The organism is Lacticaseibacillus sp. 30, assembly GCF_053819265.1.
The window spans coordinates 62,741-88,796 of record NZ_JBSOQX010000011.1 but is presented as its reverse complement, the minus strand read 5'-3'; the positions used below and the strand labels follow the sequence as shown (position 1 = coordinate 88,796).

At 47.5% G+C, this 26,056-nt stretch carries 20 protein-coding genes and 1 pseudogene; 5 read left to right on the top strand and 16 right to left on the bottom strand.

The features are described 5' to 3' along the window. Window positions 1-47: 47 nt before the first annotated feature. The 8 genes from hpt to pth all read right to left on the bottom strand — a co-directional run bounded on the left by hpt (window position 48) and on the right by pth (window position 9,439). Entirely contained in the window at window positions 48-593 is a 546-nt protein-coding gene (gene hpt, locus ACWPAB_RS08835) for a hypoxanthine phosphoribosyltransferase (protein ID WP_003567626.1), read from the bottom strand. Continuing rightward, window positions 590-1,900, bottom strand: a complete 1,311-nt coding sequence (gene tilS / locus ACWPAB_RS08830; protein WP_016380390.1) for a tRNA lysidine(34) synthetase TilS — start codon at window positions 1,898-1,900, stop codon at window positions 590-592. The genes hpt and tilS overlap by 4 nt, the downstream gene beginning before the upstream one ends. 77 nt (window positions 1,901-1,977) lie before the next feature. Next, a complete protein-coding gene (locus ACWPAB_RS08825) occupies window positions 1,978-2,463 on the bottom strand; it encodes a S1 domain-containing RNA-binding protein (protein ID WP_003567630.1) in 486 nt (161 codons plus the stop codon). A 355-nt stretch (window positions 2,464-2,818) separates the two neighbouring features. Then, a complete protein-coding gene (locus ACWPAB_RS08820) occupies window positions 2,819-3,220 on the bottom strand; it encodes an FtsB family cell division protein (protein WP_003567632.1) in 402 nt (133 codons plus the stop codon). A gap of 99 nt (window positions 3,221-3,319) precedes the next feature. After that, window positions 3,320-3,583 (bottom strand): RNA-binding S4 domain-containing protein, encoded by a 264-nt coding sequence (locus tag ACWPAB_RS08815; protein WP_003567635.1) that lies wholly within the window; start codon window positions 3,581-3,583, stop codon window positions 3,320-3,322. A 3-nt stretch (window positions 3,584-3,586) separates the two neighbouring features. Continuing rightward, the gene (locus ACWPAB_RS08810; protein ID WP_003581069.1) at window positions 3,587-5,164 is read right to left on the bottom strand and encodes a polysaccharide biosynthesis protein; all 1,578 of its coding nucleotides are present in this window, start codon (window positions 5,162-5,164) and stop codon (window positions 3,587-3,589) included. A gap of 120 nt (window positions 5,165-5,284) precedes the next feature. Beyond that, window positions 5,285-8,809: a transcription-repair coupling factor gene (mfd, locus tag ACWPAB_RS08805; RefSeq protein ID WP_003581070.1), complete on the bottom strand. Its 3,525-nt coding sequence runs from the start codon at window positions 8,807-8,809 to the stop codon at window positions 5,285-5,287. A 72-nt stretch (window positions 8,810-8,881) separates the two neighbouring features. Continuing rightward, on the bottom strand, window positions 8,882-9,439 hold the full coding sequence (pth, locus tag ACWPAB_RS08800) for an aminoacyl-tRNA hydrolase (RefSeq protein WP_003567642.1): 558 nt from the start codon (window positions 9,437-9,439) through the stop codon (window positions 8,882-8,884). A 642-nt stretch (window positions 9,440-10,081) separates the two neighbouring features. On the opposite strand from pth, the gene ACWPAB_RS08795 reads away from it, so the two are divergent. The 5 genes and pseudogenes from ACWPAB_RS08795 (at window position 10,082) to ACWPAB_RS08775 (ending at window position 15,017) form a co-directional block, all read left to right on the top strand. Then, the gene (locus ACWPAB_RS08795) at window positions 10,082-11,089 is read left to right on the top strand and encodes an L-lactate dehydrogenase (RefSeq protein ID WP_003662706.1); all 1,008 of its coding nucleotides are present in this window, start codon (window positions 10,082-10,084) and stop codon (window positions 11,087-11,089) included. A gap of 410 nt (window positions 11,090-11,499) precedes the next feature. Next, window positions 11,500-12,870, top strand: coding sequence for a L,D-transpeptidase family protein (locus ACWPAB_RS08790; RefSeq protein ID WP_003571470.1), 1,371 nt, complete (start codon window positions 11,500-11,502; stop codon window positions 12,868-12,870). A gap of 174 nt (window positions 12,871-13,044) precedes the next feature. Beyond that, window positions 13,045-13,203 (top strand): annotated as a pseudogene (locus ACWPAB_RS08785) (NAD(P)H-dependent oxidoreductase); the annotation flags it as partial. 168 nt (window positions 13,204-13,371) lie between these two features. Next, window positions 13,372-14,037 carry a cyclic di-AMP binding protein CbpA gene (gene cbpA / locus ACWPAB_RS08780; protein WP_003567650.1) on the top strand — a complete coding sequence of 222 codons (666 nt, stop codon included), beginning with the start codon at window positions 13,372-13,374 and terminating at the stop codon, window positions 14,035-14,037. A 275-nt stretch (window positions 14,038-14,312) separates the two neighbouring features. Continuing rightward, entirely contained in the window at window positions 14,313-15,017 is a 705-nt protein-coding gene (locus ACWPAB_RS08775; RefSeq protein WP_003567652.1) for a L,D-transpeptidase, read from the top strand. A 128-nt stretch (window positions 15,018-15,145) separates the two neighbouring features. On the opposite strand, the gene ACWPAB_RS08770 is transcribed toward ACWPAB_RS08775, so the two are convergent. The 8 genes from ACWPAB_RS08770 to ACWPAB_RS08735 all read right to left on the bottom strand — a co-directional run bounded on the left by ACWPAB_RS08770 (window position 15,146) and on the right by ACWPAB_RS08735 (window position 26,044). Beyond that, window positions 15,146-16,579 carry a glutamate synthase subunit beta gene (locus ACWPAB_RS08770; RefSeq protein WP_003567654.1) on the bottom strand — a complete coding sequence of 478 codons (1,434 nt, stop codon included), beginning with the start codon at window positions 16,577-16,579 and terminating at the stop codon, window positions 15,146-15,148. Window positions 16,580-16,714: 135 nt separating this feature from the next. Further along, window positions 16,715-21,172, bottom strand: coding sequence for a glutamate synthase large subunit (gene gltB / locus ACWPAB_RS08765; RefSeq protein ID WP_016381901.1), 4,458 nt, complete (start codon window positions 21,170-21,172; stop codon window positions 16,715-16,717). 273 nt (window positions 21,173-21,445) lie between these two features. Then, window positions 21,446-21,967: a QueT transporter family protein gene (locus ACWPAB_RS08760; protein WP_003567657.1), complete on the bottom strand. Its 522-nt coding sequence runs from the start codon at window positions 21,965-21,967 to the stop codon at window positions 21,446-21,448. Window positions 21,968-22,150: 183 nt separating this feature from the next. Continuing rightward, window positions 22,151-22,534 (bottom strand): type II toxin-antitoxin system PemK/MazF family toxin, encoded by a 384-nt coding sequence (locus ACWPAB_RS08755; protein ID WP_003567661.1) that lies wholly within the window; start codon window positions 22,532-22,534, stop codon window positions 22,151-22,153. Window positions 22,535-22,553: 19 nt separating this feature from the next. Next, window positions 22,554-22,802 (bottom strand): antitoxin, encoded by a 249-nt coding sequence (locus tag ACWPAB_RS08750; protein ID WP_003567665.1) that lies wholly within the window; start codon window positions 22,800-22,802, stop codon window positions 22,554-22,556. Window positions 22,803-22,869: 67 nt separating this feature from the next. Continuing rightward, window positions 22,870-24,006 carry an alanine racemase gene (gene alr, locus ACWPAB_RS08745; RefSeq protein ID WP_003581082.1) on the bottom strand — a complete coding sequence of 379 codons (1,137 nt, stop codon included), beginning with the start codon at window positions 24,004-24,006 and terminating at the stop codon, window positions 22,870-22,872. Then, window positions 23,993-24,367 (bottom strand): holo-ACP synthase, encoded by a 375-nt coding sequence (gene acpS, locus ACWPAB_RS08740; protein ID WP_003567669.1) that lies wholly within the window; start codon window positions 24,365-24,367, stop codon window positions 23,993-23,995. The genes alr and acpS overlap by 14 nt, the downstream gene beginning before the upstream one ends. Before the next feature lie 168 nt (window positions 24,368-24,535). After that, on the bottom strand, window positions 24,536-26,044 hold the full coding sequence (locus ACWPAB_RS08735; protein WP_003567670.1) for a DEAD/DEAH box helicase: 1,509 nt from the start codon (window positions 26,042-26,044) through the stop codon (window positions 24,536-24,538). Between the last annotated feature and the right edge of the window lie 12 nt (window positions 26,045-26,056).

Genomic DNA, 26,056 nt, shown 5'->3' with positions numbered 1-26,056 from the left:
AACATTCAATTAGTACCTTATATACTACCACAAACACAACATTCAGATCAGGATTTTGCTGCGTAGATTTCCGGTTTTAATACACCGATATAAGGCAGGTTTCGATAACGTTCAGCATAATCTAAGCCATAACCGACCACAAATTCGTTAGGAACAGTTGTCCCAACGTAATCGGCGTGCACATCAACGACGCGACCTTCTGGCTTATCCATCAACGCACAAATACGAACCGACTTCGCATGACGCGTTTTGAAAATGTCGGTCAGATATTTTAAAGTCCGGCCGGTATCAACAATATCTTCTACAATCAAGATGTCCCGATCCTTCACGCTGGCGTCAAGGTCCTTGATAATCTTGACTTCACCGCTAGACTCGGTCGCATCCCCATAGCTGGAAACGTCCATAAAGTCGAGTTCCATGTAATCATCGATCTCACGAACAAGATCTGTCATAAACATGATGGCACCTTTTAAAATGCACACCACTAAGGGGTTTTTCCCTGCATAATCGTGCTTGAGCTCAGCGCCAAGTCGTGCCGTGATGGCATGGATGTCGTCTTGAGAATACAACACCTTCAAAATATCGGAACTCATGATTTATCCTCACTTTTGTCAACATCTGGTGATTGCACCAGTACAACATGGAGTATATCAGTTTGATCTATGGCCGACAATCGTTCTAAAGGCTGACCTTCAACCCAAAACACTTGATGACCCCGAGCTAAAACCAATAATTGATCGCGCTGATAGGCTGGAATTTTTGTGTTAATCAAAAAACGCCGCAGTTTCTGAATCACGCCATTGGGTAATTGCACAACATCGCCAGCTTGCCTTGTGCGCAAAGTAATTGGCAGTTTCACTCTGACCGGCGTGCCTTTGTCAGCAGCAACGCTTGTCTGCAGGCTGAAAATGCCACGAGTGGTACGATGTTGCTGATCAAGCTTAGTGAATGTGACTGGTTTAACTGGCGCCTGCCGCGTTAAGCGAACAATTTGTTCACTCTGGACAGCAATTGAAATCCCGCCGCCCAGATCAAACCGCCGCTCTTTTGTCCCGCTTAGACTCGCTAGAACTGGCGAAAGTAGCTGGCGATCAACGTTGGGTTGCCATTGCTGCAGTATTTTTTTTAATAGCAGACGCTGAACAGCTTCCGGCTGCGGTGATGCGACACGCCAATTAACCGTCGCGTCATCAACCTGAAGGCGTTGAAGCCACTCAGCCAGTTGTGCTTCAGCCAACGCTAATAGGCCAGTCTGCTCCATCGTGAATGTTTGAATATGCGCCAGCAATTGCGTGTTTTGTTTTTTGAATGCAGGAATGACCTGATGACGCAACTGATTTCTTGCGTAATGCGGATCAGCATTGCTGGAATCTTCGCAAAACCTAACGTTGTGCTGATCAGCATAGGAGCGAATCATCGCCTTGCTGTAAGGCAATAATGGCCGCACTAACCGACGTCCATGCCAAGCTCGATCAGCGCGAATACCGATTAACGAGGCTGGATCGCCAGAGCGCGCCAGCCGAAACAAAATTGTTTCAAGTTGATCATCCGCATGATGAGCTGTCATGACAACCTCAGCATGCTGCTCAGCGGCAGTCGCGGCTAAGAAGGCATAGCGTGCTTGCCGAGCGGCCGCTTCACTGGTTGGCTGCCCATCAGATCGCCGCCATTGTCCAGTCACCACTGGCACCTGCAATTGTTGGGCAGCGGCGACAACAAAGGCTTGTTCTTGCTGACTCTCTGGTCGCAGGCGATGATCGAAGGTTGCCACCACCACATCTAAGTCAGCTGCTTTGACAGCCAGGTTCAACAACACCATCGAATCCACGCCGCCAGAAACCGCCACGAGCACACGAGTATGCGGTGCAAAGCCAAATCGTTGAAAAAGTTTCGGGCTCATGGGCATCCTCCACGCAATCCTGCAGAAACCAAGAAAATGGGCCTAGAACAAAATGTGCTTTGTTCCAGACCCGATTTTTAACTGCGGCGACCACCACGGCCGCCGCGTTTACCCTCGGTATTGCGGCGAAGAACGCTTAATCGATCTTCGCTTTCCTTCAAGTATCCTGACATCATCGCATCAAAATCATCTTTGGATGGTTGTGCTTTGTGTCCAAAATGATTGCCGCCGCCACTACGCGCACCGCCTTGATAGCGATTGCCGCTTGGCCGCGCAGATGGTGTATGATGACTCTCCCGATGACTATTTTCGTGTTCACTTTGCTGCGGTTTATCGACCGCTTTCCGGATAGACAGGCCAATCTTACCATCTTGGATCGAAAGTACTTTCACCGTCACCGGTTCGCCAACATGCAGCACATCATGAATATCTTTGACATAAGCATCAGAGACCTCGCTGATATGTACCAATCCGGTCTTGCCATCGCCTAATTCGACAAAAGCACCGAATTTTGTGATCCCGGTGACCTTACCAGTCACTTTCGTACCAACTTCAACTGCCATAAAAAAAGAAGTCCTCCTAGTTAAATGTACCTATTAGTATAGCACGGCAGAAAACCGACGCAAGAGCGCGAGCCAGCCCGGTTAGAAACCGGAGTGTAAGTGGCTTGGGTCGTGATGGCGGGGTTTTGGCCATTGCAACCAAAGTCCTTACACGCAGGTTTCTGGGCTGGCGAGCGCGTTTAAGCAAGAGCGCGAACAGACCCGGTTAGAAACCGGAACATAAGTGGCCTCAAGCCTAAATGGTTGGGCTTTAGCCATTTAGGCTTGAGGCCCTTATGTGCAGGTTTCTGGGTCTGTGAGCGCGTTTTAGATGCAACAGCGTCCAGAGCCTAGCCTTTCTATTTAGCTGTCCAAATCACTGATTCACATTCAAATCCGGAACCTTGTTGACCTTATCAGGCAAGTTAAAAATAATCTCTCCTTGCTTCGAATAGAGATATTTTTCGCGAATCAACTTAGCCGTGTAGTCATCATTGTGCAGTTGGTCGACCTGAACCTTGAGGGCTGACTTGTTGGCTTTTAATTTTGTCAAACTGCCCTTCGCTTTTTGGACGGCGTGGTTTGTCTCTCCTAACGCCATTTGCGTTCGAACTAAACTAAGCCCGCCGAACCCCAAAATGGCGACAATCACGATCAACAGATTCCGAATCCGCTTCATATGTACGGCGTGCGCCCGTGGATTGGGCGTACGTTTGTGCTTTTGTTCGTGCTCACGCGTATACGCATTATTCAATTGACTGATATTGTTCTTTGCCATTTGACCGCACCTTCGTTTTTCACCAGCCATTTACTTACATCCGTAAATCAATAAATCAAGTATAACAAATCCCGAGGGCTGCGAGCCAATAAATACGTATTAAAATGTTTCTTTATAATCCTCTTTCAAAACCGTGTACATCCCCGCTGCGTCATTTTTCTTGGTGGTTTCAACCAAATCATCCGCTCGGACAGTAAGCGTCTTGTTGCCAAAGTTAATCACTAACGTATCCCCCACACGAACATCAGAGCTTGACTTAGCTGGTTTATCATTGATCATAATTCGCCCTTTATCGGCAATTTCTTTGGCAACTGTGCGCCGCTTAATAATTCGAGAGACTTTTAAAAACTTATCTAATCGCATAACTTAATTACCTCGCTTTATCCGTTGTAAGAACTTCATATATAGTTTACCGCCTGGCAAATCGAGCATTTCTCGCAGCGTTAGCATTTTAAGCCACGTCCCTGCGGCTAAGAAAATGATGACCCCAAGTAATACCCCAACGACTGTCACACCCGCTGCCACCATCCGAGAGCTTAACGGAATCCAACCGACAGCGGCGTAGACTGCCGCGGCCATGATACCGGTCACGATGATTAACTTAGGGATGAATAGACGGATGGCACTAGCACCTTTGATCGTCTCAGGAACTGCATAATAAATCAAGCAAAGGATCAAGCCCAGTGAGAGAATCGTTGCACCACTTGCCCCGGCAGTACCGAACTTCACGACAAGCGGCTGGTTGATGACAGCTTTAAGCAATATGCCTAGCAACAGCGCGACGCTAATGCCGGCATACTGATCAAGACTTTGCAAAATAGCATTATAGGCATTGATCATGGCGACAACGACAATAGCAACCGCATATAGTTGCAGCGCAAATGTCCCGGCTGTGTCTCCAAACAGCAGCAAATCAATAGCCGGCATCAAAACAATCAAGCCAGCTGTCGCCGCCAATGCGAATGCTAAATTAAAATGCACCAATTCGGCACCGCTGCGAATAAACTGACGGCGTTGGCGGGCTTGGCGCGCCTGAGTCAGACTCGGTAAAAGCGTTGTCGACAAGGATGCCGCTACTACAAGGCCCAATTGCACTAAAGGCTGTGCCCGGTCATAAACCCCTTTAAGACTTTTCGCAGTCACCATGGCGATACCTGAAGCTGTGAGCCCTTTTGTAACCGTAAAGCTATCAATCAGCTGCAACAAAATCAACAAAGCTGCGTAAAGTGTGATCGCCCCGCCTTCACGGACAAACCGGCTAATGAGACGTACATAAGCCTGCATCCCCGGAAAACGAAAGTGCTGCTGACCAAACACTTGCCGATATGGCCGCCATAACGTCAATGCAGCCGCCGCGCCGCCGAAGAATGCACCGGTCATTGCCACAGCACCCATCTGATAAACGCTCCAATGATATTGCAAAAACCACCAAGCTGCTAGCAGAATTACAGCAACACGCACGACTTGCTCAACAACCTGACTAGTGGCTGTTTTAGCCATATCAAAAGTGCCTTGAAAATAACCGCGGCCTGTGGCCAGCAACGGCATCGTCAAGAACATGAAAGCCACAGTTTGAATCAACGGCAGCAATTCCGGATCTGCCATGGCTTGCGCGATCACGCCACCAAAGATTTGCAGGCCTAAAAACAATGCCCACGAGATCCATGTTAAAATCACGCGGCTTTGGTGCGCGACTGTTAGCTTGGCCTCATCGCTATCCGCTTCAGCAACTAGTTTAGAAATATAAACCGGGAACCCGGACAAAGCGAATGTCATGCCTAATCCGTAAATCGGGTAAATCTGTTGATAGGCATAGAAGCCGGTGTCACCTACCATGTTTTGGAACGGTACCCGATAAACGGCACTGAGTATTTTGGCGATTAGTGAGCTCAGGCTCAAAATCCACGCGCCGCGCATCAAGTGCTTCATTTCTTGGTTGTGCATGGGAGCCCTCCTATCACTATATCCACTGACACCGAAGTCTGCTTGAGCTGATTGATCATTGGCATGTCATCACAGCCAAGTTGGGTCAAAAACAATGAATGCCCCTACTTTTCACAGCAACTATGCCGATTTCTTTTCCGGTTGCGGATTGACAACAGTCAGTAATCCCTGCAAAAAGCCGGTCAATTGATCAAGCCAAGTCGCAGTCTTCATATCTTTTGGCAATGCTAACGTAACTGTCAGCTTGCCATCCGTGATCGCGACCTGCGCTTTCAATGTTGTCGCACTTAACGCTTTGAAAATCGGCTCGCCTTGTGCTTTAGCAGTTGCTTGCGGTGACAACACAACCGTCAATTTTTGCCCCGCCTTCGTTACGTGATTGACCCAAGCCAAGTCAGCAAACCGTTTGAGATGCGCAATCGCCAATAAATTGGTCACCGGTTGCGGATAGTCGCCAAAACGATCAATCAGATCTTCGCTGATCTCAGTTTCGGCTTCATCGCTGTCTGCTTCTCGAATGCGTTTATACAACTCGATCTTCTGACGGGAATCAGCCACATAATCAGTTGGCAGGTATGCTTCCAGCCCCAGATCAATTTCAGCATCCGTTTTCTCAGCCGATTTAATACCGCGCCGTTTATTAACAGCTTCTTGCAGCATCTGGGTGTAAAGATCATAGCCCACTGAATCGATGAAGCCATGTTGCTGCTTGCCAAGTAGGTTGCCAGCTCCGCGAATCGATAGATCACGCATCGCAATTTTGAAACCACTACCCAATTCCGTGAAATCTTTAATCGCCTGAAGCCGCTTTTCAGCAACTTCATTGAGCACCTTCATCGGCTGATACATAAAGTACGCATAAGCGACTCGACTTGACCGCCCAATTCGGCCACGCAATTGATAAAGTTGTGACAGGCCGTAATGATCGGCATTCTCGATGATTAAAGTATTGGCATTGGGCATGTCCACGCCAGTTTCAATAATGGTTGTGGTCACCAGCACATCGTAAGCACCGTGCAAAAAGTCATAAATGACGTTCTCCAACTGCGTCTCAGTCATCTGACCATGCGCATATCCGACACTTGCATCTGGCACCAGCTCCTCCAGTTGACTCACGGTACGTTCCATATCTTCCACCCGGTTATGCAGGTAAAAGACTTGACCGCCGCGTTCCATTTCCCGTTCAATGGCTTCGCGAATCACGCCTGGATTTTGCTCCATGACAAAGGTTTGAATCGGATAGCGATTCGTTGGCGGCGTTTCAATGACACTCAAATCACGCACACCTAGCATGGACATGTTCAACGTTCTTGGAATCGGAGTCGCCGTCAGCGTGAGCACATCGACATTACTCTTGAGTTGTTTGATCCGTTCCTTATGCTTAACGCCAAAGCGCTGTTCCTCATCAATGACCAGCAATCCCAAATCCCGAAAAGCGACATCTTTAGACAACAGCCGATGGGTGCCAACGACAATATCAATGGTGCCGTTCTTAAGCCCCTTAATCGTTTCCTTGTTCTGATGCGCTGTCTGAAATCGTGATAACAACCCGACTTTGATTGGAAAGTCCGCAAACCGTTCTTTCATCGTGTCAAAGTGTTGCTGGGCTAAAATCGTTGTCGGCACCAAAATGGCTGCCTGTTTGCCATAATCGATTGCCTTGAAAGCAGCACGCAACGCAACTTCGGTTTTGCCAAACCCAACATCGCCAACCAATAAGCGATCCATTGGCTTCGGCTTTTCCATATCATGCTTAATTTCTTTGGCTGACCGCAACTGGTCCGGTGTCTCAGGATAAGGAAACTCCGCTTCGAACTTGTGCTGCAGGTCATCATCCGGCCCAAATGCAAACCCTTTTTCTGCTTCACGCTTGGCATATAAATCAATTAATTCGTCAGCGATATCTTCAATTCGGGCAGCTACTTTGCGTTTGGTTTTCTGCCACTCAGCACCACCAAGTTTATTGACGCTTGGCGTTTTGCCATCTGCGGAGACGTATTTTTGGACTAGATTCAGTTGGTCAACTGGAATGAACAGCTTATCGTTGTTGCGGTAAACAATCGTAATGTAATCACGATGCACACCGTCAACTTCTAATGTCTCCATCCCGGTGTATTGACCGATCCCGTGATTAACATGCACCACGTAGTCACCAGGCTTGAGCTCGTTATAGCTTCGCAATCGCTCTGTATTCGCCAGTGTTTGGTGCCGTGCGTGACGACGTTGGCGAGCATTGAATAACTCGTGCTCGGTCACAACGACTAATTTCAAGTCGGGCAGCTCGAAGCCATTTTTCAGGCTGCCTTCTGTCAATTGCACCTGGCTTGGCAACAGCTTAGTCGGGGCTGTCATGACATTGCTAATTTCAAAATCTGACAACGTTTCGCTCAGCTTTTCCAGCCGATTTTTATCTGTGATCAAGAACACCACGGTTTGCTGCTGCTTTACCCAGCGATCGGTTTCTGTTTTGAGTAACGGCATCTGACTGAAAAATTGCTGCACGTTACGGCTGGGAATATTGGTCAAGCTGTCAAGTCGCAACTGCCCCATGCCTTTTTGAAAAAGGCTAAGGTAAAGCCGCGGGCGCTTATCTTGCTGTGCAAGTTCCTGAATCGTCAGGTTCGGCGTGTTAGGCAGCAGACGGCCTTCTTCTTGCAACTGTGAGTACCATTCTGCCGTATCCTGCACCAAGGTTGTATCGCTATCTAGCAAACGACTGTAATCATCGAATGCTACCAGTGCATCTGGTTGCAAATAGTCACTGATGCGTTGCTGCTCTGGGTATAGTTCGGCCGCATATAAAGCTAGATTTTCAGGACGCTCGTGTGCCGATAGCTGCTGGCCAGTCGTCAATAAACCATCTGTAACGGCCTGCTTAGCGGCGGCATTTTTCACTTTTGCCTTGTAGGCATTAGCTTGCTTGGTAATGCGCTCGCCAGCAGCGGCCAAAACCTGATCAGTCGCCACCATGTCGGTTGCCGGCGCAATCGTGATCTGCTGAAGTTTTTGCAGACTACGTTGGGTGGCAATGTCAAAGCTGCGGATGGAATCGATTTCAGTATCGAACAATTCAATTCGAATCGGATCGTCTTGATTCAACGGATAGACGTCAATGATGCCGCCGCGAATGGCAAACTGTCCCGGCGCGCTGACTAACGAATCACGTCGATAGCCCATGGCGACCAGCTGTTTGGCAACGGTTTGCGGATCAAGCTCGGAAGTCATATCAATGGCCAATTCACTAGCTGCCCAATCGGCTGGTGACGGCAAAAGCCGCTTATAACCGGCCAGACTGGTTACGATGATCCCAGGTTTGCCGCTTTGAATAAACGTCAAAGCATTAATACGATCGTTACGCGTCTCTGGCGAACTAACCGCGACTTCAGCTGCCAACACATCCTCAACTGGAAAATCGTAAACCACTGCATCTCCGAGCAAACTGCTTAAATCAGCAGCTAATTCATCGGCATGAAAGCGATTGTTTTCAACAATTAGAATCTGCTGCGGTCGCTGTTGCAATAGTGCGCCAAAAAAGACCGTCTTGGCTGAGCCCGACAGTCCCGTCACCAAATGGCGACCCGTTTTCAGCTTCGGCCATAATGCCGACAATGCTGGATCTGCCTGCACCATGTCGATCAAATTCATCGCGTCACCTGCTTCTTTCTTCTACTAATGTACACATGTGCTTCACCTTTTCGCCATGAAGTCACCTATCTTTTAATTAAACTTATTCATCAGCTGATCAAACGGCATCCCATTTAACCAATCTTCCAAGGCATCATCAGCCTTCTCAATCGCATCATCGATTAACGGCTGGTCAGTTTTGGAAAACGGCGTCAGTACCCAATCAACGACCCGTTGCCGCTGCGGATGCTGAATACCGATTTTTAGTCGACAAAACTCATCGCTGCCAGTGGCACTGATAATATCCTTGATGCCGTTATGGCCGCCTGCTGAGCCGCGTTTGCGTAAGCGCAATTTGCCTAAGGTTAAATCCATATCGTCTTGCACGACAAAAATTTCATCTAATTGTATCTGATAAAACATCATCAGCTCGCGGACGGCGCGACCTGAAGCATTCATAAATGTCTGTGGTTTAACAAGAAAGATCTTTTCGCCATTTAGACGGGTTGTCGCGGTAGCTGCATCAAACTCCAGCTTGTCAATCGTCAGGTTCAGTCGTTTGGCCAAGCCATCAACGACCATGAACCCCATATTGTGTTTGGATCCTGCATATTTCTGACCGGGATTTCCTAGGCCAACAATCATTTTCATTGGAACTTTTATCCTCCTTGGGGAAAACGCGTTTGTAGTTGTAAGGACTTTTTTTGTGAGTGTTTCTATATTCTGGCCGGACGAGCTAACTCGCTTATCTTCTGGTAGCGGCTGGTCACGCTTCGCTCGGAAACGCGCTCACAGGCCCAGAAACCTCCACATAAGGACCGGGGATCTGTAAGACTGCTTCGATAAGCATCGTGCCTTTGTGGTAGCGGCCTGTCACGCTTCGCTCGGAAACGCGCTCACAGTCGCAGAAACCTCCACATAAGGGTCTTCGACATAAATGGCCAAAGACCGGCCATTTACGTCGAAGACCGCTTATGCTCCGGTTTCTAAGCGCTCCTGTTCGCGCTTTAACACGAATAGACGGATTTTGCCTTTTCCGTCCAGAGCAGTATACCATACTGACGCCTTGCATCTGTGCGAGTTGACCGTGGGAACTGTTGAATTTCCCACATTCGTGAAAACAGATGCTGGAAACGCTTACGTTATTGGAAGCTTGCTTGAAACAGGATTCACAAGTCTTGCTGTAGTAAGGCTCGACGCCATTTTTTGACAATGGCAAAATCATGAAAAAGTCTATCAAATTTGTTTCAGGGAATTGATAATGTGTTATACTCAACGTGAAATGCAGTTTGCATGCACATAAGAAAGGATGATATCACCGTGGCAAGTATTACGGATAAGGATCACCAAAAAGTTATTCTCGTTGGTGACGGCGCCGTTGGTTCAAGTTATGCCTACGCAATGGTTTTGCAAGGTATCGCTCAGGAAATCGGAATCGTTGACATTTTCAAGGACAAGACAAAGGGTGACGCGATTGACTTGAGCAACGCGCTCCCATTCACAAGTCCTAAGAAGATTTATTCAGCTGAATACAGCGATGCTAAGGATGCTGATCTGGTTGTTATCACAGCTGGCGCTCCTCAGAAGCCTGGCGAAACTCGTTTGGACTTGGTTAACAAGAACTTGAAGATCTTGAAGTCCATTGTTGACCCAATCGTTGATTCCGGCTTTAACGGTATTTTCTTAGTTGCTGCCAACCCAGTTGACATTTTGACCTATGCAACTTGGAAACTTTCTGGCTTCCCGAAGAACCGGGTTGTTGGTTCCGGTACTTCACTGGACACCGCCCGCTTCCGTCAGTCCATTGCTGAAATGGTTAATGTTGACGCTCGTTCGGTCCACGCTTACATCATGGGCGAACATGGTGACACTGAATTCCCTGTATGGTCCCACGCTAACATTGGTGGCGTTACCATCGCTGAATGGGTTAAGGCTCATCCAGAAATCAAGGAAGACAAGCTTGTTAAGATGTTTGAAGACGTTCGTGACGCCGCTTATGAAATCATCAAACTCAAGGGTGCGACCTTCTATGGTATCGCAACTGCCCTTGCCCGGATTTCAAAGGCAATCCTTAACGACGAAAATGCGGTTCTGCCACTTTCCGTTTACATGGATGGTCAATATGGCTTGAACGACATCTACATCGGTACCCCAGCTGTGATCAACCGTAATGGTATCCAGAACATCCTGGAAATCCCATTGACCGATCACGAAGAAGAATCCATGCAGAAATCTGCTTCTCAATTGAAGAAGGTTCTGACCGATGCTTTCGCTAAGAATGACATCGAAACTCGTCAGTAATCATCACGATCACTGATAAGTAAGCAACCAGCCTAGTCGCTGGTTGCTTTTTTTGTGAGCGCGAGCAGGAGCGTCTAGAAACCGGAGCATAAGCGACCATGGCCGTGATGGTCGGGTCGGTTTTTGACCATTGCAGCCATGGTCCTTATGCGGAGGTTTCTGCGACTGCGAGCGCGTTATGGTGAGCGCGAGCAGGAGCGCCTAGCAAACCGCAAATATCTAAATGTTTTTTAATGATTCTGTAACACCACGGTAACACTTGATATTGTCACTCATGCCGCGTTTGAAACAGGTGATGTTGCTTTTAATTCGACCTTCAATACCTTATAATGGCGAAGTACAATGTCATCTTATTTGAGGAAGTGCTTGCCACGAAACAAGAACAAACGAAGAACAGGAGGCAGCGATCAGTGAAGAAAAACAAGCGATGGCTCCTCGTTGTTGGCGTCCTCGTCGTACTCATGGGCGGATTTTACATCATTCAAAGTATGCATTATCGCGACCATTTTCTGCCAAACACAGAAATTCTCGGTGTCGATGTCTCCGGCCAGACCGTCAACGCGGCTAACAAGAAATTGACCGACCAATTCGATCAACGTCAGTACACATTTGTTGAAAAGAATAAAAAGATTTTGAAAGTTAAAGGTGATGCTTTAGGACTTAGCCAAGATTTTAAAAAAGGCTTAACACAAATCCTTAACAAGCAAAATCCTTGGCAATGGACGACATCAGTCTTTGCTGGTCAAAAAACCAATGCTCAGGAAGACCCTACTATTAACACTGCTGCTCTGAAGCAATTCGCAACTTCGACGGCTGACAAGTTAAATCAAAATCGTCAGGAACCGGTCAATGCGAAGCTTGTGACAAGCGGTGATCAGTTCAAGATTCAAAAGGAAGTTAATGGTGATCAAATTGATGCCGACAAGCTGGCGACAACTGTCACAAGCGCACTTGATAACCATCGTCAAGTGATTGAACTAACAGATGCTTATAAAAAGCCAACGGTTAAAGCATCTGATCGCGACTTGCAGACAACTGAACGTGATATGAACAAACTTGCAAGCACTAAAGTCAGCTTGCAGATTCAAAGCACTACCGTCACGGTTCCGCAAGCAACTGTTTTGAGTTGGGTCACTAATGATAATGGTAAGGCAACGGTTTCTTCCCAAGCCATTACAAACTATGTCACGGCCTTGTCGCAACAATACAGCACCATTCACAAGACTCGTCAATTTAATTCCCAACAACAAGGTACCGTTTCCGTTCCCGCTGGCACTTATGGTTGGAGCATCAACATCAGCGCCACCTCTGCTATGATTCTTGCTAGCGTAAAAGCTGGCCAAGACTTGAATAAAGAAGTCAGCCACAGCGGATCTGGTTATACAACCACTGGCGACATCGGCAATACCTACGTGGAAGTCTCCAAAGAAAAACAACACGAATGGTATATTAAGGATGGCAAGGTCGTCATGGACTCTGACATCGTGACTGGTAAACCAGGCCAAGATACGCCGTCTGGTGTGTTCTATGTTTGGTCTAAGCAACGTAACGCTACCTTACGCGGGAAGAACGACGATGGCAGTTCTTATGCCAGTCCGGTTTCTTACTGGATGCCGATTGATTACACCGGTGTTGGTCTTCATGACAGTCCATGGCAACCAAAATACGGTGGTGATTGGTACAAAGAACATGGCTCTCATGGGTGCGTCAACAACCCACCAGACTTCATGGCGAAGTTATATGCAGCTGTTGACGAAGGCACACCTGTGATCGTGTATTAAAAATAGATTCGCTCGACCCATAACTATTCTTTTTAGCGTCACAAAAAGGCTTGATCCCGGATATCAAAGGATCAAGTCTTTTTTGTTTATTCTAAATTGTAAACATTAGCTGATCAGACGCGACTTTACGCCACTTGGCGCTAATGTTCCTTTGAGTCGTTTATCTTCATTGCCTCCGGAAACGGAATTCAAAAGATCTTTATCAACAAAACGCTGAAACAATTAGGCATTCGTAAGGCCAAGTGGTACAACTTCGGTAATATCAGTCATGCAACAAAAAAACAACGAACCCATTATTTAATGACATGTCAGGAACGGTCACTGCACTTTTAAAAATAATCGTTTCTGAATAGCATTGTGCAACAGATATAACATTACCTCTGAAAGTGATCTTCAGCATGAACAGTCCAGAAAAACGTTACACCGCCAGTGATCTATGGTATCATAAAGAAAGATTAGAATATTTTAATAAAGTGATACCTGTTTGATGGAGGAAAACGAATGTTAATTAAGTCGTTAGTATTAAAAAAGGAGTTCCTGACCACTGTCAAGGAAACGGTCACCCTTGAAGACGCGCTGAAGATCCTTGAAGACTCCGGCTTTCGTTGTGTGCCGATTCTGGATGAAAGCGGCACGATCTTCCGTGGCAACATCTACAAGATGCACATTTATCGGCACAAGTCTCAAGGCGGTGACATGAGTTTGCCAGTGACCTATTTGCTGAAGAATGCCACCAAGACGATTCCAGTCAATGCGCCATTCTTTAAAGTCTTCTTCAACATCAAGGATTTACCGTATATTGCTGTCCTTGATGAAAATGCCAACTTTTACGGTATCTTGACTCACGCTAAACTGCTTGGGATGTTGTCAGAAGCTTGGAACGTTGATGTTGGTTCCTACGTGCTGACAGTTATGTCGACTGGCGAGCGTGGCGATCTGGCCAAAATGAGCAAGATTTTGGCCAAGTATGTGTCCATTTCCGGGTGTATCACCTTGGATGCCAAACGCGACGAGTTCGTACGCCGCACCCTCTTTACATTGCCAGCCGGAACTGATGAAAACACATTGAACGAAATCGTTTCCCGGCTTGAGAAAAAAAGCTTCCGCGTTGTTGAAATCGATGACTTGCAATCAGGCCAACCAATCCGCATCGATGAAGATCTCTAATCTCCATGTAACGCTCACATAACCAAAAGAAGGTCGATCGTTTAATAAACGAATCGGGTTTTTTTTGTAAGCACGTGCAGAAGCGCTTGCAAGCCTGCAAGTGCCCTATGGTGGTGCGTGTGTTGGTGCATGATCTTGAACATGAAGAACCTGCCTTAAGAACGTTGCGCTTTGCGCGAAAGGTCTTTGCTGTCCACCTCATCAAAAATCCACTATAATATGGGATAACGCATTGCTTGTTGTTATCGCGCTGCATACTAAACGGGAGGAATAACGTGAAACGTATCACTCGTTTTTTCGATCAGATCGCGGCCAGCATCCACTTTTTTAAGACGCATCGTCTCAAGCGCAATTATCGACGAGCACTTTTATTCTTCGCGATATTGTTGCCAGTTTGTGTTGTCGCAATTATAGCAGGTCAACGGTTACATCAGCCGACACCGTCAAGTTCGAAAGCCGCTATCGCTCTATCAACCACAAAAAAGAAACAACAACGTCACAAGGCCACCAGTCATAAAACCAAGGTACATACAGCCCCGAAGAACATTGACTGGACAGCACCTTCCGAGAAACAGGCTTATCCCGACCTCACCCAGCATCCGAATATTACTTTAGATGTCAATCTAAAAAAGCAACGGGTTTTTATCAAGGAAGGCGACAAAACGCTATACACGATGTATGCGTCTACCGGTATTGATGACTCAACCCCACGAGGTGATTTTGCGATTCAAGACGAACGGGGTTATGAATTCTTCAATCCAAACGAACAAATGGGCGCCCATTATTATACAAGCTTTTATCTGCATGGAACTTATCTTTTTCATACCGTCCCGACAGATGTCGGCGGACAATACATCAAAAACGAGGCGGCTAAGCTTGGCAAAGAGCCTGGCTCTCATGGCTGCGTTCGGTTGAGTATTGCGGATGCTAAGTGGATATTCGAGCATGTGCCAACAGGGACGCCAGTTAAAATTCATTAGTTTAGTGCCTCAAAAACCAGAGAAACCTGTTAATCAATCGACTGACTAACGGATTCCTCTGGTTTTTGTGTAAGTACGTATCAATCGTCAGAATGGTGAGCATTACTTTTCGCCAATCCGCCAACTAGTTAAATTTTCTCACTGGCCAACGTTTGCAATGATGCATCAATTTTCTCCGCGCACATCCTGCCTTCATGAATCCCCCAGATAACTAAACTTGGACCGCGACGGCAATCACCGGCCACATAGATTTGCGTGTCATTGGTCGTGAAGTTATCATTTTTGGCAGTGATGCCAAATTGATCAAAAAGCCATTGTTCAGCGCCAGTAAAGCCCATTGCCAAAACCACAAGATCGGCCTTAATTTTCTTTTCGGTGCCTGCCACTGGTTTAAAGTGATCAACCTGACTAATTTCTGCTTCTTTGACTTGGCCATCTTTGCCGAAGAAAGCCGTCACCGTCGAGGCATAAGCGGTAATATCGCCAAACAATGCTTTAGCCTCTTTTTGCCCGTAGCCGGTTTTCAAAACCATCGGCCACTCAGGCCATTGATTTTGCGGTGTTCGTTCTGCTGGCAACGCTGGGGTGATTTCTAACTGGGTGATGTCAGCACATCCCTGACGAATCGCTGTGCCAATACAGTCATTACCAGTATCACCACCGCCAAGAACCAGAACATGTTTTCCCTTCAACTGATCATTTGCGGCTGGCCCATCTTTTAAAACTGTTTGGGTGGCTGCTTTGAGAAAATCTGTCGCTTGCATAATGCCTGAAAGTTCTCTGCCTGGCACCTTGAGATCTCGAGCTTCGCGCGCACCGGTGCAAATAACAACCCGGTCAAACGTTTTCTTCAGCTCATCAGCCGTGATGTCCTTACCAACCTCCGTGTTTGCAACCAGTTCAATCCCCACTTTAGTCAACGTATCGATGCGGCGCTGAACGACATCTTTTGGTAACTTCATATTAGGAATGCCATACATGAGAAAACCGCCAAAGCGATCATCGCGCTCAAATAAAGTGACGGCATGCCCGAGCTGGTTCAATCGCCAAGCTGCAGCAATACCTGCCGGACCACTGCCGACGACTGCAATTTTTTTACCAGTGCGATGCAGGGGCTTACCAGAGTCAACCACCCAGCCATGTTTGAATGCTTGCTCGATAATAAATTTTTCGTTGTTACGAATTGTAATGCCAGCGCCGTTGAGTGCCTGCACACAGGAAACCTCACAAGGTGCTGGGCAAACGCGTCCGGTCATATCCGGCAACATATTTGAGCGGCTCAATCGTTCAAACGCACGCTTATCCTGATCACGATAAACCAGATCGTTCCATTCAGGAATCAGATTATCGTTGGGGCAACCACTCACGGCTCGTCCGCCGCCAAAAAAGACGCCATGATGGCAGAACGGAATACCACAGTTCATACAGCGCGCTGCTTGCTTACGGCGTTCAGCCATGTCTAAATCAAGTTCCATCACATTAAAATCTTTGATACGCTGCATGATCGGCCGCATTGGATCGTCTTGTCTAGGGTATTTTAAAAACCCTTTTGGATCTGCCATGCTGTTCCCTCCTCGTAAACGCGTTCACCAGCCCAGAAATCTGCGTGTAAGGACCTCAAGCACACTGGCCAAAGCCCGGCCAATGCACTTGAGGCCGCTTATACTCCGGTTTCTAACCGGGCTGGTTCACGCTCTCTATTTCATTGCTTCATCAAAGGCTTTTTCAATCACTTGTTCTTCTGAAAGTCCCGGTTTGGTGTAAGCATCAATCAAGTCGCGCATTCGGTGATAATCGCGGGGATAGACTTTTACAAACGTACCTTTTTCCTTTTCCCAGTGATCCAGAATCATCTGGGCCGTTTCCGAGTGAGTATACTGGACATGCTTTTTAAGTAGTTCAATCAGAATACTGTCGTCTCCAGCTTCATCCAAATGATAAAGATCAACTAGGTCTTGACTACAATGCTTCGCAAAATCGTGTGTCCAGTCATAGACATATGCAATGCCACCGGTCATCCCTGCTGCAAAATTACGGCCGGTTCGGCCAAGGATGACGGCGACGCCTCCGGTCATGTATTCGCACCCGTTATTACCAACACCTTCAACAACAACATTGGCGCCAGAATTGCGGACACAGAACCGTTCGCCAGCACGGCCATTGAAATAAGCTTCGCCACCAGTTGCGCCAAAACACGCAACATTGCCGACAATCGGTGAATGGGTGTACAGTTCTCGAGCTTGTGGCGGTGCAGCAACGATCAAGCGACCGCCTGACAGGCCCTTGCCAACATAGTCATTGGCTTCACCGACCAACTTAATGGATAGTCCTTGGGTAATAAACGCTCCAAAACTTTGACCCGCCGTACCGTGATAGTTGAAGGCCAGTTGTCCCGGTTTTAATCCGTCATTACCAAAATGCGCCGCAATCCAGCCGCCTAAACGCGTGCCAACCGCGCGGTCCAAATTATTGATTGGTAGGTCAATGGTTGTGGTATTTTGATTTTTGAGACTAGTTTCAGCAAATCGGTCTAAATCCGGCCAGTCATACTTTGGCTTGAAAGGATTGGCCTTTTTACGTTCAATTGGAATCGTTTTGCCCAACATCCGATCATAGTTAAGGGTTTTGGCTTTCCCAAAAGGTACATACCGCGGCTTCAGATGCTCACCGTGACCCACCATTTGATCGACTGTGCGATAACCTAATGCCGCCATCTGTTCACGCAAATCTTCGGCCAAAAATTGCATCATGTGAATGACATTTTCGGGGCGTCCTGCATATAACTTTCGCAGCTCTGGATTTTGGGTAGCGATACCAACCGGGCATGTGTTGAGGTTACATTTGCGCATCATGACACACCCAATAGCAACCATGGTTAAGGTACCAAAACTGAATTCCTCTGCGCCTAACATAATCGCAACAGCAATGTCGCGCCCTGTTAATAACTTGCCGTCAACTTCCAATGTTGTGCGTTGGCGCAACTTGTTGAGCGCAAGCGTTTGATGGGCATCTGCTAGCCCCATTTCCCATGGCAACCCACAATCTCGGGTGGAGTTTCTTGGTGCCGCTCCAGTGCCGCCGTCATAGCCAGAGATCACGACCGTGTTAGCACCAGCTTTCACCACACCGGCCGCAATCGTACCAACCCCGGTTGAAGAAACTAATTTTACATTGATTTTGGCATACGGATTGACCTGTTTTAAATCATAAATCAATTGCGCGAGATCCTCGATGGAATAAATATCATGATGCGGTGGCGGCGAGATTAGCTGCACACCGGCAATCGAGCCGCGAATGCTAGCCACCCAAGGGTAAGCTTTCCCTGCTGGTAACTGCCCACCTTCACCCGGTTTGGCTCCTTGTGCCATTTTAATTTGGATTTCTTCAGCACTCATCAGATACTCTGTGTTCACGCCAAAGCGCGCCGTTGACACCTGCTTGATTTTGCTGTTGCGGTTCAGACCATCTGCACCGATATGAAATCGATTTCTGTTTTCTCCGCCTTCCCCGGAATTACTACGTGCACCCAACTTGTTCATGGCAATGGCAATGGTTTCATGCGCTTCTTCAGAGAGTGCCCCAAAACTCATCGCGCCGGATTTGAACCGTTTCACAATGGAACTCACCGGCTCAACTTCACTCAACGGCACCGGTTTACGGCCGTTTTGATCAATCGTCCACATCGATCTTAAGGTCACTGGATTTTCCTGTTCTTCGGCATCCAGCTCTGCCGTGTACTGTTGATAGGCCTGATAGTCGCCGTTCCTGACTGCTTTTTGGAATTGATAAATGCTCTTGGGATTGTACAGATGCTCTTCACCATCGGCCTTATATTGAAAACTCCCGCCAGAAGGCAAATCGTCAATCGCGTGATTGCTGAAGGCTCGCTGATACTTTTGGTAATACTCGTCTTCAAGCTGGTTAAGATTGATGCCACCTATCCGAGTTGGCGTTCCGGTGAAGTATTGGTCAATCAAACTATCAGCCAAACCAACTGCTTCAAACAATTGCGCCCCTTGGTAGCCGGCGGTTGTCGAAATCCCCATACGGCTCATGATTTTGATGATCCCTTTGGTCGCCGCTTGGCAGTAATCTGGCAATTGCGCTTCAAGGCCACGTTCCTTTAGCGTCAAGAAAGCGCCATACGGATGAATGGCAGCGGCACCGTAACCGACCAGACAGGCAAAATGATGAATTTCGCATGCCTCTGCCGTGTCAACGACGATAGACGCAGCAGTGCCTTTACTTTGCCGTACCAAATAATTATGCAAGCCTGATACGGCCAACAAAACCGGAATCGTCATCTGATTGTCAGCAACTGGTCGATCACTCAACACTAAAATCGTTGCACCGCCATCAATCGCGTTTTCCGCCTGCGTGAAAAGATCCTTGAGCACGTGCGCCAAACGATCGGGCGTATCCGTCAAATCATAAGCCAACGACAATTTAGCGACTTGTAACATCGGCAAATCCAAGTTGAGAATTTTAGCATATTCTTGATCACTTAAAATCGGGCTGTCAATTTTAAGCTTGTGACAATTTTCAGCAGTATCGCGCGTACAATCGCCATCGCGACCTAAAAAGCCAAAAGTCCCAATGACTACTTTTTCCCGTAATGGATCAATTGGCGGATTCGTCACTTGGGCAAACGACTGCTTAAAATACGTGAACAAAGATTGCGATTTTTTACTCAAAACTGCTAAAGGCGAATCAAAGCCCATGGCAATGACCGGTTCGCCACCATTTTGCGCCATTGGCAACAACGCTGTTTGAATGACTTCGTGGGTATAGCCGTTGCGCAGCCAAAGTTTTTTCAAACTGTCGATTGGCATACTTTCATCTGATTTAGCGTCAGGTAATTCCCCCAACGTTAATCGGTTGGCATTGAGCCATTGCTGATAAGGATGCGCTTCGGCACAAGCCCGTTTCAAATCACGAGTCTTCGAAATGCGGCCGGTACTGGTGTCAACTAATAACATCTCAGCAGGCGCCAAAATGCCTTTCTCGACAATATCGCCGGGGTCGACATCCACCACCCCTGATTCTGAGGCAACAACCAACTGATTATTTTTCATTAATGTGTAGCGCGATGGGCGCAACCCATTACGATCCAAAAAGGCACCAACTTGAATGCCGTCTGTAAAGCACAAGGCAGCTGGGCCATCCCAAGGGGCCATGAAAGTAGCATTGTATTCGTCAAACGCCCGTTGTTCATCAGACATTTCGGTACCTTCGCCCCAAGCTTCCGGCACCATCATCATCAACGCTTGCGGAATGGATCGGCCATGCCGATAGAGATATTCCATACAGTTCTCTAACTTGGCGGAATCAGAGTCAGTTTCATCATAAATTTCAATACCATGACTGGTCATCCAATTTTCGGCGCCCTTTAACGTGTTGATTTCCCCGTTATGCGCTAAAAACCGGAACGGTTGAGCACGATCCCAACTCGGAAACGTATTCGTGGAAAAACGGGAGTGAATCAAGCAAATGGCACTTTTCATTTGCGGGTTATGTAAATCCGGGTAAAAAAGACTTACTTGGTAAGCATGAAGCATGCCTTTATAAACGATGGTGCGGCTTGAGAAAGAACAGATATACATGGCTTGCCGATCAAAGGTTTTCTCTAACTGCCGTCGCAATGCATAAAGATGATCCTCAAAGTCCTGCCCTGCCTGTGTGTCTGTCGGCCGTTGGACCACAACCTGAACAAAGCCCGGCATAGCTTGTTGAGCCGCGGGACCACAGTTTTCGTAAACAAACGGAACATTGCGCGTCCAAAGAACCGGAAAGCCGGCTTCATCGATTTGACTCACGACCGCCTTTAACATGGCGGCCTTTTCTTCTGCATCATGCGGCAAAAAAAGCTGAGCCACTGCATAGTCACCTTGCGCCGGTAACGTTAATTCATAGCGGTGCATTTCGTCACGGAAAAAAGCATCCGGCATTGCCATTAAGATACCGGCGCCATCACCTGTATCAGGTTCAGCACCGGTGCCGCCGCGATGATTCATGCGTTGTAGCATGGTCAACGCTTTTTCCACAATTTCGTGGCTAGCGTGACCATCCACTTGCGCAATAAATCCCATACCACAGGCCGCATGCTCAAATTCCGGCAGGTACATTAATTTTTTGTCATGTGCTAAGTGATCCATGAAATCCCCACCTTATTAGTTAACATCAATGTCTTGAGCCTAAAGATATTGGTCTCATAGTATTCTAATAATGACAAGATTACAATGCTTTTTTCTTTGTCTGCCGTTTCACATTTGGCTCCGAAGTCTATCAAAGCTTGCAGAATCCGCCATCTGGTCACAATCAAAAACAGTGCATCAGACTGATTTAATAGGAAATCAGACTGGTGCACTGTTAGTCATGGTCGGTTGCAAGATCTTTTTTTATTTTTTAGTTGTTTAAGATAACTGCCATCATTTTCTCACGATGGCGGCGTGAAAGTGGACGATTTTATCAAGTCCGTACATGATCGGCGCAGAAATCGTCATGATAATGAACTCGGAAAGCATCAACGAAACATAGGTTGGTAAAAACATTGTGGCGAAACTTAAATGCCCCGTCCACACAATCTCAACGGCAATCAAGGCCATCGTGATCGTCATGACAGCGATATTTAAGGCAAACCGGGCCCAGAGCTGACGCAATTTCGGCGCCACCCACCCGACCAACAGCAAACCGAGCAAACTTTGACCGCCGCCAAAGACCACGTCAAGCCAACCAAGCGGTGAGAAGATAGCATTGAAAATCACGACTCCTGTCACAACACCCACAATATATTTACGATCAAACACGACCAAGTGATTCAAACTTTCAGACAAGCGGAATTGAATCGCGCCACTGGCCAAATTAAGGCTCGCGGGACCAATTGATAGCACAATATAGATAGCAGCGACCAAAGCATTAAGTACCCAACCGCGTGTTTTTAGATTTGTCATGAAAGTCCTCCATTAAAAGTCACATTATTTCGTCATAGCGCGTTTGCCGGAGCAGAAACCTGCGTAAAAAGACAGCGAATGCAGTAACCCAAGCCCCGTCATCACGTTTGAGGCCGCTTGTCTCCAGTTTCTAACCGCTCTGGCGAACGTTCAACAAAAAACGCGCTGTTAAGCGCGTTGCTGTTAATTCTTATTATATGTTTTGGGCTTGGGCAAACTAACCAAGCCCACTGAAATCGCCAACGCGCGGTCGACTGCTGCCATTTTGGTGCTTGACAGAGCTGTCACGCGGGCTTGTAGCCGTTGCTTGTCAATCGTGCGAATTTGCTCAAGTAAAATGACTGAGTTGCGTTCAACGCCATCTTGCTTGGCCCGTAACCCGACATGCGTCGGCATCTTGGGTTTTTGAATCTTGGAGGTAATGGCTGCCACAATCACTGTGGGACTGTAATGGTTGCCAACGTTGTTTTGAATAATAAGTACTGGCCGGTTGCCGCCTTGTTCGGAGCCGACAACCGGAGACAGATCGGCGAAAAAAACATCGCCGCGTTTTACGGACACATCCATGCTTTTGCCCCCTTATCGCTCATCGAATATGGGCGTATGCCTCGCTCTCGCAGGCAGAGAAAGCATGACTGATCTCTGTATTGATCTGGCCCATTGCTACATAGCCAGAAATCAATTGGTTGATTTCGGGAGCCTGTGACTTCAAAAATGTCGCCACCGCCTCCGTAATCACAGCCTGAGCGTCAATGTCATTCAATTCACAATAGGCATCCAACCGCGCCTTAATGGCATCATCAAACGTTACCGCTACTGACGTTTGCTTTTTCATGACAACTTCCTCCAACTTCCCAAGTTCATGTTGTTACTTTAGCACAAAATGAGCATACGAGCCACCATCAATCGACCGGATTCACGCTCTGTCGCTTCAGGCGCGGCGTTAAATTGCAGGCGATTTCGTAATGAATTGTCTTGCTATATTTAGCAACGTCCAACAACGTAATCTCCTGATCGCCACTTTGCCCAACCAAAACTACCTTTGTGCCAGCTGGATATGCTTTGGGCAAACGAATCATAAACTGATCCATGCAGATACGGCCAACAATTTCACAATACTGACCATCAACAAGGACATGAAAGCCCTGTAGGCGCCGCAGCCAGCCGTCTGCATAGCCAATCGGGACAGTCCCGATGAATTCATCTCCTTTGGCGCGATAGGTCACACCGTACGAAATACCGTCACCAGCATGCACCTGCTTGCAATAGGTCAACTCACTTTCCAATGACAACGCTGGTTCCAGTGGAAACGGTGTGGTTGGAATCGCGTCCCCAGACGGATTTAAGCCGTAAATAGCCACCCCATACCGAATCATATTGCCATTGCAAGCCGCATGCCACAAGCTGGTAGCCGAATTAGAAACATGCACATAACGCGGCCGACTTGGTAAAAGATTGACCAGATGATTGAACTTGTCAACTTGCTGTTTGAAATAAGTATCATCAGGAGCATCTGCCGTTGCAAAGTGAGTGAAGACCCCCTCAATGACAAATTGCTTGGGATGCGCTTCAACAAACGCAACTGCCGTCTTGAGTGCTTGATCTTCGGTAAACCCGATACGACCCATGCCGGTATCTAAGGCCAGATGAATACGCAACGGCGGCAGCTCTGGCTGTGCTTCTAACACTGGCAAAGCCTGTTCAAGCCATTCGGTGCTGCTGACAGGCAATGATATTGTTTGGGCAGCAGCAATGGCCGCATACTGACTCGGTACGATGCCCAACACCAATACTGGTTCATTATAATCGGCCTTGCGCAACCCCAATGCTTCATCCAAGATCGCCACACAAAAACCGGTTGCACCAGCTGCTTTAGCAACCCGCGCCACCCGCAACATACCGTGACCATAAGCATCAGCCTTGACCACAGCGAAAAGCTGCGTCTGCTTTTTTAATCGTGCGACCTCATGCTGGATATTATGCAAAATGGCTGTTTCATCTATTAATACCGTTGCTGGTCGAAAGTTACCGATCGTCACGTTCAGGACCTTCTTTTTCTAAAATTACCTCGGTGAAGACCAAGGTTTCACTGTGCGAAATGGAGACAAAAGCCTGACCGGAAAAAGGATGCTTCGTCAGAATAGGTTTGCCCAACTCATTATTGAGAATTTCGACATCCTGTAAGGCAACTTTTCCTAACCCAGTACCAAATGCCTTTGAGTACGATTCTTTGGCAGAGAAACGGCCGGAAAGATATTCAACGGCGCGGCGGCCATCAAGTTGTTGATAATTTGCTAATTCAGTCGGCGTCAAAATTTTAACCGCGAAGCCGCTGTTTTTTTCCTGTGCCGCCTGAATTCGCGCCAAATCTGTGACGTCCACCCCAATACCGTAAATCATGGGTTGCCTCCTTAACCGCGTTGACATCGCCGGAACTAACCACTGTTCCTGCTCACGCTTTGTCATAAAGTTATTCTAGCATGCTTTTACAGAAAACGGGTGTTTGGTTGAAGCAAAAAAGACCCCAGGACGTTTAACCTGAGGCCTTTTGAACGCTTTAATTAAAAATCATTCGCCATTACGGATTTTGAAACTACGCTTAACATTCTTGCGTTTATCGCTGAAGTTGCGTTTTTTGTCGTAACTACGCTTATTATCACGGTTGCCTTGATAGCCGCCTTCGCGACGCTTACCCTTGTAACCGCCTTTATAGCCGCCACGATTATTGCCGTGACCGTGATTGCTGCGACCGCGATGTGGCAGCGGACGTTCTGGCGTGATTTTAACCGGAACAGCACTGGCATCATCCGGGCTGACTGCCTTAAGATAAGCGGAAACCAACTGTAACGGGGTATAGTTTTCCAACAAGGATTCAGCCATAGCTTCGTACTTTTCAGTATCGTTAGCTTCGACTTGTGCCTTGATCGTTTCTAAACCGCTGGAGATCTGGCCCATCAATGCTTCTTCTGCTGTTGGTGGTTTCATCGGCAGCATCCGCTTCTTGGTCAAGTCTTCGATCGTGTGCAAATATTCGATTTCGTTTGGGGTGACGAAGGTGACGGAAACACCCTTGTGACCTGCACGACCGGTCCGGCCGATACGATGAACATAGGAATCAGGATCTTGCGGAATGTCATAGTTGTAAACATGGGTGACACCGGAAATATCCAGACCACGAGCGGCGACATCAGTAGCCACTAGGAAGTCCAATTGGCCACTCTTGAACTGGCGCAAAACGCTCATCCGTTTTTGCTGTGTCAAGTCACCATGAATGCCTTCTGCCCGATAACCACGCGCCTTTAGACCACGGGTTAGTTCATCAACACGACGCTTGGTCCGACCAAAGATCAAAGCCAAGTCTGGGTCTTGAACATCGAACAGACGAGTCATGACATCGAACTTTTCGTAGTCTTTTGCACGGACATAATACTGTTCAACGGTATCAGCTGTGAGTTCCTTTGCCTTAATCTTAACGGTGACCGGTTCATGCATGAACTTATTGGTCAAACGCATGATGGAAGCAGGAATCGTTGCAGAAAACAGCAAAGTCTGACGCGCGGTTGGCATTTGTTCAACAATCTTTTCAATGTCATCGATGAAGCCCATGTCGAGCATTTCATCTGCTTCGTCTAATACCAAGACTTTAAGATTTTGCAACTTCAGGGTGTGACGGCCAATATGGTCAAGGATTCGACCTGGTGTCCCCACCACAATTTGCGGGTGTTCTGATAATTGGCGAATTTGCCGGCGAATGTCGGCACCGCCGTAGACTGCCTGGACCTTGATTTTCTTATCTTGGCCTAAACGATAAAGTTCTTCTTGGGTCTGAATCGCCAATTCCCGAGTTGGGGAAATGACCAATGCTTGGATACTCCGGTCAGCCTTATCGATGTTTTGCAGGATCGGCAAGCCAAACGCTGCCGTTTTCCCGGTACCGGTCTGTGCTTGACCGATCACATCTTTGCCTGCCAGAACCAGTGGGATCGTCTCCGCTTGAATCGGCGTCGCTTCCTCAAAACCTGACTGGGCGATTGCCTTTAAGAGATCATGATCCAAACCTAGTTCTTTAAACTTCAAATGAGTTCCTCC